We start from the raw sequence: 14561 nt of genomic DNA, 5'->3' as shown, positions 1-14561 counted from the left end.
GCGTGCGACGGCGACGGCTGCTGCGCGGGCTACTGCCCGGCCGCCGCGTACCGCTCCTCGGTCCGCGCCTTCGCCGGGCGCCACCACTCCTCGTGCTCGCGGTACCAGTCCACCGTCCGGGAGAGACCGTCGCCGAACGAGGTGAAGGCGGGCTCCCACCCCAGCTCGGTCCGCAGTCGCGTGGCGTCGATCGCGTAGCGCAGGTCGTGCCCCGCACGGTCGGCGACGAGCTCGTAGTCGTCGCGGTCGCGGCCGAAGATCTCGAGCAGGTCCTGGACGACCTGCAGGTTGGACCGCTCGCCGTCCGCCCCGACGAGGTAGGTCTCGCCCACGGCACCCCGCTCGACGATCGCCCACACCGCGTCGTTGTGGTCGTCGACGTGGATCCAGTCCCGCACGTTCGCACCCGCCCCGTAGACCTTGGGACGCCCACCGTCGAGCAGGTTGGTGATCTGCCGCGGGATGAACTTCTCGACGTGCTGGTACGGCCCGTAGTTGTTGGAGCAGTTCGAGATCGTCGCGCGCACGCCGAACGAGCGCACCCACGCCCGCACCAGGAGGTCGCTCGACGCCTTCGTCGAGGAGTAGGGCGACGACGGGTTGTACGGGGTCGTCTCGGTGAAGCGCGCGCCGTCGTCGAGCTCGAGGTCGCCGTACACCTCGTCCGTCGAGACGTGGTGCAGCCGCACGTCGTGGCGGCGCACCGCCTCGAGCAGGGTGAACGTGCCGAGCACGTTGGTCCGGACGAACGGGGACGGGTCCCGCAGGGAGTTGTCGTTGTGCGACTCCGCGGCGAAGTGGACCACGAGGTCGGCCTCGCCCACGAGCCGGTCCACCAGGTCGGCGTCCGCGACGTCGCCCTCGACGAGCTCGACGCGGTCGCGCACCGGGTCGAGGGACCGCGCGTCCCCCGCGTACGTCAGGGCGTCGAGCACGACCACCGCGGCGTCGGGCCGCGTCTCGACCGTGCGATGCACGAAGTTCGCCCCGATGAAGCCGGCGCCGCCGGTCACGAGCACCCGCACAGCCGACCTCCTCGATCCGTCCTCCTGGCGCGGCGAGTCTATCGACGGCGGGCCCCGGCCCCGGGGTCCGCGGCGGCATTTCACCCGCCGCGGCACGGGGCTGTCGTGAGAGCCTGCCGGGATGAAGGGGATCGTCCTGGCAGGAGGAGCGGGCACGCGCCTGCACCCGATCACGCTCGGGGTGAGCAAGCAGCTCCTGCCCGTCTACGACAAGCCGATGGTGTACTACCCGCTCTCCACGCTGCTGCTGGCCGGGGTGCGGGACGTGCTCGTCATCACGACGCCGCACGACGCCGCCGCGTTCACGCGCCTGCTCGGCGACGGCTCGCAGTTCGGCATCTCCATCTCCTACGCGGTGCAGGCGGAGCCGAACGGGCTCGCCCAGGCGTTCGTGCTCGGCGCGGACTTCCTCGACGGGGACTCCGCCGCGCTCGTCCTCGGCGACAACATCTTCTACGGGCCCGGCCTCGGCGACCGGCTCCAGCGGTTCGCCGCGATCGACGGCGGCGCCGTCTTCGCCTACCGCGTCTCGGACCCGACGGCGTACGGCGTGGTCGAGTTCGACGGATCGGGACGCGCCCTGAGCATCGAGGAGAAGCCCGCGCACCCGCGGAGCAGCTACGCGGTGCCGGGCCTGTACTTCTACTCGGCGGACGTCGTCGACGTCGCCCGCTCGCTGCGGCCCTCGGCGCGTGGCGAGTACGAGATCACGGACGTGAACCTGCACTACCTGCGCGAGGGCCGGCTCCAGGTCGAGGTCCTGCCGCGCGGGACCGCCTGGCTCGACACCGGGACGGTCGACTCGCTCCTCGACGCGAGCGACTTCGTCCGCACGATCGAGAACCGGCAGGGCCTGAAGATCGGGGCCCCCGAGGAGGTCGCGTGGCGCCGCGGGTTCCTCGACGACGACGGCCTGCGCGAGCGTGCGGCCGCGCTGGGCCGGTCGCGCTACGGCACCTACCTGCTGTCGCTGCTCGACGCGTGAGCGCCCGGGGACGAGGCTCCGGCGAGCACGCCGGCCGCTGCGACGACCCAGCGCTCGCGCCAGTCGCCGACGGGCTCGACGCCGGCCCGGCGCAGCGCCTCGTGACCGAGCACGGACCACGCCGGCCGCGGCGCGGGGCGCGCGGACGCGGCGCTGGGGACGGGCCGGACGATCGCCGGGTCGAGCCCGGCCGCGGCGACGACCTCGCGGGCGAGGTCCCACCAGGACGCCCGGCCCTGCGCCGTGCCGTGGTAGACGCCGCCCGGGGCGGAGGACCGCACGAGCCGCACGACGAGGTCGGCGAGGTCGCGGGCCCACGTCGGCTGCCCCACCTGGTCGTCGACGACCTCGAGCGCTCCGCGCTCGCGCGCCACCCGGGCGATCGTCCGCGGGAAGCACGCGCCGTGCGCGCCGTAGAGCCACGCCGTGCGGACCACGAGGGCGTCCGGGTGCTCGGTCCGCACGGCCCACTCCCCGGCGGCCTTCGTCCGGCCGTAGGCGGACCGGGGCGCCAGCGGCGCGTCCTCGGCGTACGGGACCCCGACGGCGGCGGGCCCGCCGTCGAAGACGTAGTCCGTCGACACGTGCACGAGCCGGGCCTCGTGGCGAGCCGCCGCGCGGGCGACGTGCTGGGCCCCGACGGCGTTGACGGCGAAGGCCGTCGCCTCGTCCGCCTCGGCGGCGTCGACGGCCGTGTACGCCGCGCAGCTCACCACGACGTCCGCGCCGGCGAGCGCGCGCGTGACGGCGTCCCCGTCCGTGACGTCGAGCGCCGCGCGGTCGAGCGCGCGCACGGGCTCCCCGCCGGCGCGCAGCAGCGCCACCACCTCGGTCCCGAGCATCCCGCCGGCCCCTGTCACCGCCCACCGCACCACGACCACCTCCGCACGGCACCCTACCGAGGAGCACCATGAACGTCCGTGAGCTCACCGTCCCCGGCGCGTGGGAGCTGCTGCCGCGTCAGCACGCCGACGACCGAGGGGTCTTCCTCGAGTGGTTCACGGCCGCAGCCCTGCGCGAGGCGACAGGGCGCGACCTCGACCTCGCCCAGGCGAACGCCTCGGTCTCGAGGGCGGGCGTCGTGCGCGGGATCCACTACGCCGACGTCCCGCCCGGGCAGGCGAAGTACGTGACGTGCGTCGCGGGGTCCGTCCTCGACGTCGTGGTCGACCTCCGCGTCGGGTCGCCCGCCTTCGGGCGCTGGGACGCGGTCCTGCTGGACGCCCACGAGCGCCGCGCCGTGTTCCTCCCCGAGGGCGTCGGGCACGCGTTCATGGCGCTCGAGGACGGTGCGACCGTCGTCTACCTGTGCTCGAGCGGGTACGCCCCCGAGCGGGAGCACGGCGTCGACCCGACCGACCCCGAGCTCGCCATCGAGTGGCCGGCCACCGGCCCGGACGGGCGCGCCCTCGTGCCGTCGTTCTCCGCCAAGGACGCGGCGGCGCCGTCCCTACGGGAGGCGCTCGCGGCGGGAGCCCTCCCCCGTGCGGACGAGGTCGACGCGTTCGTCCGGACGCTGCAGGCGTAGGTCAGTCGGCCTCGGCGCGCAGGACCCGCAGGTGCCCGCGGCGCCCGACCTCGGTGACGTCCGGCGGCTCCGGCTCGGTGCGGACCTTGCCCGCCTCCCGGACGGCGTCGGCGAGCGCCGAGAGGTCGTCGTCGCTGGGACCGGTCTCGACGAACTGCGGCGACAGGCGCACGACCTCCCAGCCGCGCGGGGCGGTGAGCCGCTCCGCGTGCTCGGCGCACAGGTCGTAGCTGTGCGGCTCGGCGAGGTGCGCGAGCGGGCCCAGGACCGCCGTGGAGTCGGCGTAGACGTAGGTGAGGGTCGCGACGGCGGCACGGACGCACGCCGTGCGCGAGCACTGCCTGACGGATCTCACGGCCTGACCTTACGCCTTCCGGAGGGGTCCTGGGGACGGCACACGCCGCCCGCCTTCGGCGGAGGCCGACTAGAGTCGGGGTGTGCGTGGCAACTCTTCGTCCCCCGGCTCGCGCCCCGACCCGGCCGGCGCCGGGCGCCGGGCCCGCGACCGCTGGTCGCGTCGCAGCGCCGTCACCCCTCCCCCGGTCTCGTTCGACGAGCTCCTCATCCCGCCGCGCGCCCCTGGGCCGGGCGGCCACGGACCGGTGCCACGACGGCGCGACCGCCGGGGACGCGGCATCCGAGGTCCTCTCCTCCCGCCGACCGCGCCCGCGAGCCGCACCCGCGCGGAGAAGTTCGACGACGTCGTGCTCGACGTCGTGGAGCGCGTGCAGCGCTCGTGGGCGAAGCAGCTGCGCGGGACGGAGTTCGCGGTGGAGGACGTCCCGCCGTCGGACCCGGCGCCCTGGGAGGACGGCGGCGTGCCGCTCGGCCGGTGCTTCCCGGCCGAGTCGGGCCAGCCCGCCCGCATCGTGGTCTACCGGCGGCCCGTCGAGGCGCGCGCGTTCGACGCCGAGGACCTCGAGGACCTCGTCCGCGACGTGCTCGTCGAGCAGGTCGCGCACCTGCTGGCCCGCACCCCCGAGGAGATCGACCCGCGCTACACGGGCGACCGCTGACCGTCGCCTAGCGTCCCAGCCCGGCCGTGTCCGACGCGCGGACCGCGACCTCGTGCGCGGCGGGCGCGTCCGTGACCGGCAGGAGCACCGACACGAGGCTCGGCAGGCCGTCGCCCTCGTCGCCGCTCGTCGGGCCGGCGCTCGCCGTGAGCGACCAGACGGGGAGCAGGCCGTCGTCCTCCCCGACGACGTCGACCGTCACCGCCGCGGGGACGGCCTCGGACCCCTCCGCCCGCACCGTCGCCGGGTCGAGCGTCTGCGTCGTGCCCGCGCGGAGGGTCAGGGTCGTCGTGCCCGCCTCCGCGCCGCTCTCGTCGTAGACGCGCACGAGGAGCTCGAGCGAGCCCGTCGGCTCGTCCTCGTCGGCACGCGCCGCAGGGACGGCGGCGAGCGTGAGCGCGGAGGACGTGCCCGGGACGAGCGCCACCTGACCGGCGGGAGACGTGTCGTCGGTGGACCCGGCGCTCTCGTCGGCGCCCTCCGCGTCCGTCAGGGACGGCAGCGGTCGCGCCGCGACCCAGGCGCGGTCGTACTGCCGCTCCTCGTGGAGCAGGTCGGGATCCGGCTCACCGCGGCGGTCGACGGACGCACCGCCGACGACGGGGACGTCGGCGTGCACGGAGACGGCGTACGCGCCCGCGGGCAGGCCGCCGAGCGACACGTCCGTGACGACGCCGGGCGCGAGCGCGACCTCCTCGGCCCCGCGCAGGGGCACGGCGCCGTCCTCCCCGTACACCGTGACGCGCGCGGTCCCGGCCTGCTCGCCGGGGGCGAGCAGGCGCAGCTGCGGCGCGTGCGGGTCGTCGACCGCCTCCCCGACGCTCGTGACGCCGGCCAGCGCGAGGTCCGTCGTCGGCTCCCCGCCCGGGACGACGTGGTCGACGCCGAGCGGCACCAGGCCGTCGAGCGTCGAGTGCTGCAGGTACGCCGACACGAGTCCGCCCGACGCGGCCACGTGGACGACGAGGCGGCGCTGCTCGGGAGCCGCTGCCTCGACCAGGGTCACGACCTCCTGCCCCGGACCGACCAGCTGCTGCCCGCCCCCGGAGAGCGCGACCTCGCCCCCCTGCCCCCAGACCTGCACCTGGACGACCGCGGGCGTGAGGCCGGGGTTCTGGAGCACGAGCTGGGAGCTGCTGCCGATCTCGGTGCTCCCGCCGACGAGCCACTGGCTGATGCCCGGCCGCGCGCAGCTCGCCGCGGCGAGCCCGCGCAGGTCGCCGTCGGTCGTCACGGAGCCGACGGACGCGGCCACGCGCGGCGACGAGTCCTGGGCGGGGCGCACGGTCAGGACGGTGCCGTGCGCGGGGTCCTGGACATCGCCCACGGTGACGTCGGCGCCCGACCCGGGCGCGAGCTCCTGCTCCTCGAGGTCGCCGCCGTCGAGAACGCCGAGCCCGGCGGCCCCCTCGCCCTCGACCACCGCGCGCAGCCGGCTGGACGTGCCGACCGGGGCGGGACCGAACTGCGCGTCACCCACCGTCTCCGGGTCGGTGAGCCGCGCCGGTCCCGGGCAGACCGAGACCTCTCGGGCGGGCTCGACCGTGACCTCCTCGACCGCGTCCGCCGGGGCCGGGGCCGCGGGCAGGAGCGCCGCGCCCGTGCCCCCGAGCACGACGACCGCACCCACCGCCAGGATGCCGACCAGCCCGGCGCCCGTCGTCGTGACGCGGCGCACCACCGCCCGGGCGCGCCCGGGGCGCGCGTCCGTCTCCGGAGCCTCGTCGGGGCTCGTCCCGTTCGTCGTCGTCACCGTTCCTACCTCGTTCCCGCGCGACGGCGCCGGACCGGCACCGCGAGCAGCACGTACACGACCAGGGTCACGCCCGCAGCCGCCATCCAGCCCGACCGGTGGTCCGCGGCGTGGTACACCTCGAGCCGCCCGGCGTCGGCCCCGAGGGCGAAAGCCTGCAGCCCGCCGGTCGTCGCCGGGTCGACCGCCTCCAGCGGGCGGCCGTCGAGCGTGGCGCGCCACCCGGACGACGCGTCCTCCGCGAGCACGACCTGCCGGTCCTCGGCCCCCTCCGGGACGGTCGCGACGACCGGGCGCAGCGCCTCGCGGTCCGCGGCCAGCGGCTCGACCCCCGCAGCGGACTCGACGCGCGCCCACGACGGCTCGCCGCCCTCGGGCACGACGCGCCAGAGCAGCGCTGCCCGGCCCTCCGTCATGCGCTCGAGCCCGGGCACCATGTCGAGCCGGGCGACGAGCTCGGCCCGCGCCTGGTCCTCCGGCGCGGACGCCGGCAGGAGCACCGCCCCGACGCCCAGACGGCCCAGGCCGCCGGCGACGTCCGCCGAGGTCCCGGAGACGAGCTCCGCGACGAGCCGGGGCAGCTCTCCCTCGGTCACCGCGGGGTCGGCCGCCTGCCACGCGTGCACGACGGCCGACGAGTCGACCGCCTGCGGACCGTCCGAGCGCAGCGCCGCGTACTCGACGACGCCACCCGGCCCGTGCTCCAGGGTGAGCACGCGCGCCTGGCGCGGCGAGGACTGCATCTGGCGGCCGACCGGCGGCACGACCGGCTCGGTCGTGGCCACGACCGAGCCGACCCGGGCGTCGTCCCGGTCGAGCACGCCCACGGTCCACGACGCGGCGGCCCCCAGGGGCAGCAGGGTGACGACCAGGGCGAGCGCGACGACGGCGCCCGAGCGCCAGGCCGGGGCGCCGGCACCGGGCCATCGCGGGACGCCGACGAGGGCGGCGCCAAGCAGGGCGAGCAGCGCGAGCGACAGCCCGGCGCCGGGCCACCCCGTGACCGGGGCGTCGGGCGACACCCCGGCGGCCACGACGGTCGACCCGGCGAGGACGGCGGCGGCCAGCCCGAGCGCCGCGACGAACCACGCCCCCACGGCCAGACGCCGGCCGCGCAGCACGGCGAGCACGGCGAGCACCACGACGACCGCGCCGGCGGCGAACGGAGCCCAGCGCGCGAGGAGCTCGCCCGCGCCGCTCCCGTCGAGCCCGAACCACGCCTCGGGCGCGGTCGGCAGCCCCAGGAGCTGCTGCCACGGCGCGGCGGGCGTGGCCGCGACCGGCACGCCCGGGTCGGCGAGCAGCAGCCGCCACCCGCCGTCGCCCGCGGTGCGGGCCACGTGCACGAGGAACGGGGCGAAGAGCACGAGGGCCGGCACGGGGACGAGGGCGAGGTAGCGGCGGTGCGCCCGGACCCCGAGCGCCACGACGACGAGCACGACCACGCCGACGGGCAGGAGCACGGGCGCCCCGGCGACGGCGACCGCGAACAGCAGGCCCGCGGTGGCGGCGGCCGCGAGCGACCCCGGCTCGCGGCGCGCAGCCCGACGGACGACGTCCTTCGTCGGGGGCGCGACGACGTCGAGCCGCTGGAGACCGAGCGCGCGGACGACCGCGAGCGCGAGCCACGGGAGCGTCGCGTGCACGAGGACGGCGCCGACCCGGCCGGCACCCACGGCGGTGAGGAGCGCGGGAGCGGCGACCCAGACGAGCGTCGCCCAGGCGCGGAGCGGCACGGAGCGCGTGACCGCGCCCGCGGCGAACCACGCGCCCAGGCCGGCCGCGAGGAAGCACGCGGGGACGAGCAGGTTCACGGCGGTCTGCGTGGCGCCGCCGGCGAGCAGGGACGCCGGGACCAGCGCGGACACGAACGGGTCCGCCGGCGCGGGTGCGCCGAGCCCCGTGGTGACCCAGCCGGTCGTCGCCGCGCGCCACACGTCCCCGAGCGTCCCGGTGGCCGGGAGCAGCGAGCCCCCCACGAGCCGACCGCCCGCGAGGAGAGCCCCTGCCAGCGGCCCGAACACGACGGCGGTGAACCCCGCCAGCCCCACGGCGGCTCCGGCGAGCCCGGCCCGACGCCGCACCGCGAGGGCGCGCAGCTCGCGCCGCTCGATGTCGGTCGGCGCCCACGCGGTGCGCCGCTGCTCGGCACGCGCGAGGCGGCGGTCGCGCCGCTCGACGAGCACCTCGCGCCACGTGCCGCGCAGCGGGCGCAGCGCCCGGCGCGGGAGCGTCCGGGTCCGGCGCGCCACGCGGCGCGCCCGCACGACGGGCCCGACCCGCACGAGTGCCCACAGCGGCGCGAGCAGCTCGTCCCGGGCCTGCCCCGGCTGCTTGACGAGCAGCCGGAACGCGGCGTGGAAGGGTGCGCCGACGACCATCGCGAGCGCGACGAACGGGAGCCACGGCGCCGCGACGCCGACGAGCCGCGCGTGGAGCTGGGAGTGACGGCGGGCCGCCGAGGACGCGTCGGGGTCCGGGGCGGGGAGCGCCGTCGTCCCGCGCCGACGCTCGCGCAGGCCGAGCAGGGACGCCTGCGCGTGCCGCACCACGGCCGACGGGACGACGACGACCCGGTGCCCCGCGAGGCGCGCCCGCCGGCACAGGTCCAGGCCGTCGCCGAACGGGCCGAGCTCGGGGTCCGTGCCGCCGAGCTCCTGCCACACGGCCCGCCGCACGAGCGCCCCGGCGAGCCCGACGGCGAGCACGTCCTCGCGCACGTCGTGCTGCCCCTGGTCGACCTCGTCCTCGTCGATGCCGGTCAGGCGGCGCCCGAGCGGCGTCGTGGTCACGCCCACCTCGACGAGGCGGCTGACCGTACCCGGCTCGAACGGCGCCGCCACCTGCGCGTCGGTGCCGGGCACCCAGCGCTCCTGCTTGGGGCCGGCCACCGCGACAGCGCTCGAGTGCTCGACGGCCCGCAGCAGCTCGGCGAGCGCGTCGGGCGCGGGCGCGGAGTCGTCGTGCAGGAGCCAGAGCCACGTGCCCGGCTCGACGTTCGCGAGCGCCGCGTCGACCGCGTCGCCGAACGAGCGGGCGCGCGGGGCCGCGACGAAACGTGCGTCCCCGAGCTGCAGGCCCTGGTGCTCGCTGCTGGCGTCGCCGATCGCGGCGTCGACGACGACGACCTCGTGCGGGCTCGTCGTCTGGGCGCGCAGCGCCTCCAGCGTGTGGGCGAGGAACGGGGTGCGGCCGCGCGTCACGACGACCGCCGTGACCGTGGTCACGACGGGGAGCGCGCCGGTCACGGCGGCGACGATCCCGGGTGCCGCGACGACGCCCGGCACGGCGGCGGCGCGCGCGGCGGCCCCCGGCGTGACGTCGCCGGGACGGGCGCTGCGCGCGGACGTGGTGAGGTCGGAGGAAGTCATGTCCCGTCGATCATGCGACGGACACGGCTCCAGGCGCGGCATTTGCGCGCCCCGGTGTGGCGGGTGTCGGCCACCCGTCACGACGCTGCTCGTCGGCGACGCCGACGAACCCTCCGGGCCGGGGCCCGGTCGTCAGACGACGCGGCGCTTGAGCTTGCGGCGCTCCCGCTCGGAGAGCCCGCCCCAGATGCCGAAGCGCTCGTCGTGCTCGAGCGCGTACTCCAGGCACTCGGCCCGGACCTCGCAGCCCGTGCAGACCTTCTTTGCCTCGCGCGTGGACCCGCCCTTCTCCGGGAAGAAGGCCTCGGGGTCCGTCTGGGCGCACAGCGCGCGCTCCTGCCACCCCATGAGCGAGTCGTCGACCGGCTCACCGAAGAGCGGCAGCACCGGTGCCACGCGCTCCACCTCTCGCTCAGCGTCGGAGGGGAAGACCCCGCCCGTCCCGTCCAGCATGTTCCACATTGCTCGCCCCTTCATGCCGTTCGCCGGGCCTCGAGCGAGAACCAGGCAGGAAACTGCATTGAAGAAATTACACGCGTGTCATCCGCGGGCGTCAAGCCGAAATGTGATAGCCCCGCGGAGGCGGCGGGTGAAACCATCACATCTCGGGTGTCGATATCGGCACCCTAGGGTGGTGTCCATGGTGTCCGCTCCCCACGCCCCCGCCCCTCGCGGCGACCGCCCCACCCACGTCGCTGACCTGCTCCGACTCGTCACGCGCGACCCTGGTCGGCCCCGGCTCACGTGGTACGGGGACGACGGCGAGCGCGTCGAGCTCTCCGGCGCAGTGCTCGAGAACTGGGTGAACAAGACGACGAACCTGCTCGTCGAGGAATTCGACGCCGGTCCTCGAACGCAGGTCGTTCTCGATCTTCCCGTGCATTGGCGGACCGTCGTCTGGGCGTTCGCTGCATGGCGCGTGGGAGCGACCGTGGTCCTGACGGACGAGAATGCCACCGGTGCGAGCACCCCGCACGCCGACGTGGTCGTCACCGACCGCCCGGACCGGTGGACGGCGTCCGGCGCGGAGCTCGTCGCCGTCGCGCTTCCTGCCCTCGCCCGTGCGTTCGACGGCACGCTCCCGGCCGGTGCGATCGACGCTGCGTCGGCGGTGATGACGTACGGCGACCAGGTCGGGTGGGTCCCGCAGGTCGAGCCCGCAGCACCGGCGTGGGTCTCCGGCGCCGGCAGCGCGGCGCACGAGGAGCTCGTGCCGCGCACCGGGACCGCGCCCGGGGCGCGGACGCTGGTCGCTCCGGGCGCGGGCTCCGCTACCCTGGGGGCGTGCCTCGCGGTCCTGGCCGACGACGGGTCGGTCGTCCTGGTCTCCCCGAGGTACGCGCGACGGCTCTGCACGGACGAGGACGCGGCGCGGCGCCTCGCCACGGGCGAACGGATCGACGCCGAAGCGCACGTCGACAGGGACGCCCCCCAGCCGGACCGACCCCGGTCCCCGACGACCTCGACCTGAAGCAGGGGAGCATCATGCCCGTCCGTCGGATCGGCCCTCGGGCTGCCGAACTCCTCACCAGTCTCGGTGTCGCCGTCGGCGTCGTCGTCGCCGCCGTCCTCGTCAAGGCGTTCGACCGGATGTTCGGGTTCTGGGGGGACAACGCAGAGTCGTTCGCCCCCCTGTGGCACCACCTCGGGACGGAGCTCCGCGCCGGCCGCTGGCTGCCGATGGACCCCGCCGGCTGGGCCGGGGGCAACTACGTCGCCGAGGCGGCCTACGGCGTGCTCAACCCCGTGAGCCTCGCCAACTTCGTCCTGCTGTCCGGCTTCGACGACCTCGCTCGAGGGATCTTCGTCGTCATGACGGAGTTCCTCGCGCTCCTGGGCGTCGCCACCTACCTGCTCGCGCGGTCCTACGGTGCGGCGCGGGGCCCGGCGGTGAGCGTCGGTCTGGCCATGCCGCTCGCCGGCTTCACGCTGTTCTACGGTGCCGGCAACTGGGCGTCCGGCCTCATGGCCACGACCTGGGTGGTGTGGTTCTGGTGGGCCGCGCACCGGTACTCCCGCGGCACCCTGAACCCGCTCGTCGCGTTCGCGTTCGGCGGGCTGGCCGTGACGGTCGGCAACCCCTACGCGATCCTCGGCATCCTCGTGGTCCTGGCGGCCCTGGCGGCGGACCTCGTCGTGCGGCGGCGGTGGTCGACGCTCGGGCGTCTGGTGGTCCTCGGAGCGAGCGTCGGGGCGCTTGCCGCCGTCGTGTACCTGCCCCTGGTGGGGACGCTCGGGGTGACCGTGCGTCAGGCTCCCGAGGCCGTCTCCAACGACGGGTACATGGTCCCCGACCTCCAGGACCTCGCGGGCATGAGCAGCCCCTCCTACCTGCCGTCCATGCTGGCGTGGTACTCCCGCTCGGACTACGTGCCCTCGACGTACCTCGCGTGGTTCGTCCTCCCGCTCCTCCCCTGGCTCCGCTGGGGAGCGGCGCGAGCACTCGGCAAGCGTCTCGTAGGACCGCTCGTCTTCACCTCGCTCATGCTCCTCCTCACCGTCGGACCCGCCCAGATCTGGCTCTTCCGGTGGCCCATCCGGTTGGTCGAGTACACGTACGTCGGGGTCTGCGTGCTCTTCGCAGCGCTGCTCTCCCTCGGTCTCGCGCGCTCCCACCGGGGTCTCCGCGCCGCGCTCAGCGCGACCGTGGTCGCCTTCGGTTTCTTCAACGCCTGGGCCGTCACGCCGCAGGACTGGACCGTGCACCTCGCGTTCGCCGGCACGGTGCTCGCGCTCGTCGCGGCTGCCGTGCTGGTCGCACGCCGCTTCGGGGCGCGCTGGGTCGTGGTGCCCCTCGTCGCAGGGTGCCTCGTCGTGGCGCCGGCGCAGGCGTCGCTGTTCGGGTGGAGCCACCAGCAGCTCGGCGTCGCCGCCGACCGCGGGGCGGCGCACGACCTCACCGAGCTGCGTGCCGCGACCGCGCCCTACCGAGGAGCGGTGCTGCAGCTCGGCTCGATCGAGGCGCTGGAGCCCGGTTCCAGCGCCGTGCGGGAGGGCCACCTCGTGTTCGGTCATCAGGGCGCGGCGGCGGGACTGGAGACGCTCGGCCGCTACACCGGCATCGACTTCCCGTCCTTCACGTCGCCGCTGTGCATGGACTACCGCGGCGGCACGGGCTGCGCGAGCCTCGCGGAGCGCCTGCAGGACCCGGTCGAGGGCGGCTACGATGCCACGCTGCTCGATGCGCTCGGCGTGGACACGCTCGTCTACAGCAAGGCCTCGTTCGAGCCGGAGGAGATCGTGCGGCCCAGCGGCTGGCGCGAGGTCGTGGACGACGCCGACCGTGTCGCCTTCGTCCGTCCCACGCCCGCACCCGACGTCACGGCCACCCCGTCGGAGGAAGTCGTCTCGGCCGAGGCGACGACGGCGGAGGACGGCTCCGTGCACGTGCGCGTCGTCGCCGACAGAGACGGGACGGTGCTCCTCGACCGGCTCGCGTGGCCGGGGTACGGCGCTCAGGACGGCGAGGGTCGTGCGCTCGCCGTCCGCGAGGGGCCGTACGGACTCCTCGAGGTGAGCGTCCCCGCCGGGACCACGGACGTCACCCTGTCGTTCCGCAGTCCCGGGCTGACGACCGGAGCGGCGATCGCCGCCGGCGGGCTCCTGGCGGCTCTCGTGCTGGCCGTCGTCCACGTGCTGGGCGGCCGACGCCGGGCCCGCCCCTTCCCGCCCGAGGACGACCGGGTCGTGCCCCCTCAGGCGGTGACCGAGTCCAGCTCGTCGACGATGTGACCGGCGATCTCGAGGGCGCACGTCGCGGCGGGTGACGGGGCGTTCAGCACGTGCACCTGGCGCGACGTGCCCTGGACGAGGAAGTCGTCGACCATCGTGCCGTCCCGGCGCAGCGCCTGCGCGCGGACCCCGGCCTCCGCCGGGCTCAGGTCGTCGACACCGATGCCAGGGACGAGCTCGGAGAGGCTGCGCGCGAAGGCGCGCCCCGAGACGGACCGCAGACCCTCCTTCACGCCGGCGGCGACGTTGCGCGCCGCGAGCCTCCACAGTCCCGGCCACGCGAGGGACCCGGCAAGCTCCTTGACGTCCACGTCACGCCAGCGGTATCCCTCGCGCGCGAGCGCGAAGACCGCGTTCGGGCCCGCGTGCACGGACCCGTCGACCATCTTCGTCAGGTGCACGCCGAGGAACGGGAACGCCGGGTCGGGCACCGGGTAGATGAGTCCGTTGACGAGGTAGCGACGCTCGGGGACGAGCTCGAAGTACTCGCCTCGGAACGGGACGATGCGCGCCTCGGGCTCGAGCCCGGAGGCCGCCGCGACACGGTCGCTGTAGAGGCCCGCGCACGCGACGAGCGAGTCTGCGCGGACCTCGCCCCGGGTCGTCTCGACCACGACGCCGTTCGGCTCCGTCCGCGCGGAGACGAACTCCGCGCCGTAGCGGATCTCGCCGCCCCGCTCGAGGACGAGGTCGAGCATCGCCCGGCACACGCCGACGTAGTCCACGATCCCGGTGCTCTCGACCCGGAGGGCGCGCACCGCGCGGACGTACGGCTCGTACTCGCGTGCCTCCTCGGCCGAGACCACGCGAGCGGGGACGCCGTTCTCCACCGCCCGCGCGGCCAGACGATCGAGCTGGGCGACCTGGTCGTCCGAGGTCGCGACGACGAGCTTGCCGCAGATGTCGACCGTCACCCCGTGCTCGCGCGCGAAGGCCGTCATGGACTTCGCGCCCGCCACCGACATCCGCGCCTTGTGCGAGCCCGGCGTGTAGTAGAGACCGGAGTGGATCACGCCGGAGTTGCGCCCGGTCTGGTGCGCCGCGGGCCGCTCCTCCTTCTCGAGGACGACGACCTCGTCCCCACGCCGCGAGAGCCTCTCGGCGACGGCAAGACCGACGATTCCCGCACCTACCACTACGACTCGCGACAT

The 14561-nt window shown here is 75.7% G+C and carries 12 protein-coding genes; 5 read left to right on the top strand and 7 right to left on the bottom strand.

The genetic code is table 11. The annotated features are described in order from the left end of the window. Positions 1-29: 29 nt before the first annotated feature. Positions 30-1025: a dTDP-glucose 4,6-dehydratase gene (gene rfbB, locus RDI86_RS11465; RefSeq protein ID WP_061267505.1), complete on the bottom strand. Its 996-nt coding sequence runs from the start codon at positions 1023-1025 to the stop codon at positions 30-32. A 121-nt stretch (positions 1026-1146) separates the two neighbouring features. Here rfbB and rfbA point away from each other — a divergent pair, with 121 nt between their 5' ends. After that, complete coding sequence (gene rfbA / locus RDI86_RS11460) at positions 1147-2010, top strand: glucose-1-phosphate thymidylyltransferase RfbA (protein ID WP_061267504.1); 864 nt, start codon at positions 1147-1149, stop codon at positions 2008-2010. On the opposite strand, the gene rfbD is transcribed toward rfbA, so the two are convergent. Next, the gene (gene rfbD, locus RDI86_RS11455) at positions 1983-2882 is read right to left on the bottom strand and encodes a dTDP-4-dehydrorhamnose reductase (RefSeq protein WP_308821445.1); all 900 of its coding nucleotides are present in this window, start codon (positions 2880-2882) and stop codon (positions 1983-1985) included. The genes rfbA and rfbD overlap by 28 nt on opposite strands. 38 nt (positions 2883-2920) lie before the next feature. On the opposite strand from rfbD, the gene RDI86_RS11450 reads away from it, so the two are divergent. Next, on the top strand, positions 2921-3538 hold the full coding sequence (locus RDI86_RS11450) for a dTDP-4-dehydrorhamnose 3,5-epimerase family protein (RefSeq protein ID WP_076405935.1): 618 nt from the start codon (positions 2921-2923) through the stop codon (positions 3536-3538). 1 nt (position 3539) lies between these two features. Here the strand turns inward: RDI86_RS11450 and RDI86_RS11445 are convergent, their stop codons facing one another. Next, entirely contained in the window at positions 3540-3893 is a 354-nt protein-coding gene (locus tag RDI86_RS11445; protein ID WP_009863301.1) for a DUF3499 domain-containing protein, read from the bottom strand. 82 nt (positions 3894-3975) lie between these two features. On the opposite strand from RDI86_RS11445, the gene RDI86_RS11440 reads away from it, so the two are divergent. After that, positions 3976-4554 (top strand): metallopeptidase family protein, encoded by a 579-nt coding sequence (locus RDI86_RS11440; RefSeq protein WP_083711936.1) that lies wholly within the window; start codon positions 3976-3978, stop codon positions 4552-4554. A gap of 7 nt (positions 4555-4561) precedes the next feature. On the opposite strand, the gene RDI86_RS11435 is transcribed toward RDI86_RS11440, so the two are convergent. The 3 genes from RDI86_RS11435 to RDI86_RS11425 all read right to left on the bottom strand — a co-directional run bounded on the left by RDI86_RS11435 (position 4562) and on the right by RDI86_RS11425 (position 10140). Then, complete coding sequence (locus RDI86_RS11435) at positions 4562-6307, bottom strand: DUF5719 family protein (protein ID WP_168945121.1); 1746 nt, start codon at positions 6305-6307, stop codon at positions 4562-4564. Between the two features lie 5 nt (positions 6308-6312). Continuing rightward, complete coding sequence (locus tag RDI86_RS11430) at positions 6313-9678, bottom strand: glycosyltransferase (RefSeq protein ID WP_308821431.1); 3366 nt, start codon at positions 9676-9678, stop codon at positions 6313-6315. Positions 9679-9810: 132 nt separating this feature from the next. Then, on the bottom strand, positions 9811-10140 hold the full coding sequence (locus RDI86_RS11425) for a WhiB family transcriptional regulator (RefSeq protein WP_021482334.1): 330 nt from the start codon (positions 10138-10140) through the stop codon (positions 9811-9813). 178 nt (positions 10141-10318) lie between these two features. On the opposite strand from RDI86_RS11425, the gene RDI86_RS11420 reads away from it, so the two are divergent. Further along, a complete protein-coding gene (locus tag RDI86_RS11420) occupies positions 10319-11149 on the top strand; it encodes a TIGR03089 family protein (protein ID WP_308821430.1) in 831 nt (276 codons plus the stop codon). A 14-nt stretch (positions 11150-11163) separates the two neighbouring features. Further along, the gene (locus RDI86_RS11415) at positions 11164-13410 is read left to right on the top strand and encodes a hypothetical protein (RefSeq protein ID WP_168945119.1); all 2247 of its coding nucleotides are present in this window, start codon (positions 11164-11166) and stop codon (positions 13408-13410) included. Here the strand turns inward: RDI86_RS11415 and lhgO are convergent. After that, positions 13374-14561 (bottom strand): L-2-hydroxyglutarate oxidase, encoded by a 1188-nt coding sequence (gene lhgO / locus RDI86_RS11410; RefSeq protein WP_061267499.1) that lies wholly within the window; start codon positions 14559-14561, stop codon positions 13374-13376. The two genes, RDI86_RS11415 and lhgO, sit on opposite strands and share 37 nt — an antisense overlap.

The sequence above is a fragment of the Cellulosimicrobium sp. XJ-DQ-B-000 genome, assembly GCF_031119065.1.
GTDB classification, from domain to species: Bacteria; Actinomycetota; Actinomycetes; order Actinomycetales; family Cellulomonadaceae; genus Cellulosimicrobium; species Cellulosimicrobium funkei.
This window is presented reverse-complemented; position numbering and strand designations above follow the sequence as displayed.

Excerpts from the sequence above, each read along its gene's own strand:
- RDI86_RS11420 (WP_308821430.1), top strand. The coding sequence starts at position 10,319 with ATGGTGTCCGCTCCCCACGCCCCCGCCCCTCGCGGCGACCGCCCCACC.
- rfbA (WP_061267504.1), top strand. The coding sequence starts at position 1,147 with ATGAAGGGGATCGTCCTGGCAGGAGGAGCGGGCACGCGCCTGCACCCG.
- RDI86_RS11415 (WP_168945119.1), top strand. The coding sequence starts at position 11,164 with ATGCCCGTCCGTCGGATCGGCCCTCGGGCTGCCGAACTCCTCACCAGT.
- RDI86_RS11430 (WP_308821431.1), bottom strand. The coding sequence starts at position 9,678 with ATGACTTCCTCCGACCTCACCACGTCCGCGCGCAGCGCCCGTCCCGGC.
- lhgO (WP_061267499.1), bottom strand. The coding sequence starts at position 14,561 with ATGTCGCGAGTCGTAGTGGTAGGTGCGGGAATCGTCGGTCTTGCCGTC.
- RDI86_RS11450 (WP_076405935.1), top strand. The coding sequence starts at position 2,921 with ATGAACGTCCGTGAGCTCACCGTCCCCGGCGCGTGGGAGCTGCTGCCG.
- RDI86_RS11425 (WP_021482334.1), bottom strand. The coding sequence starts at position 10,140 with ATGTGGAACATGCTGGACGGGACGGGCGGGGTCTTCCCCTCCGACGCT.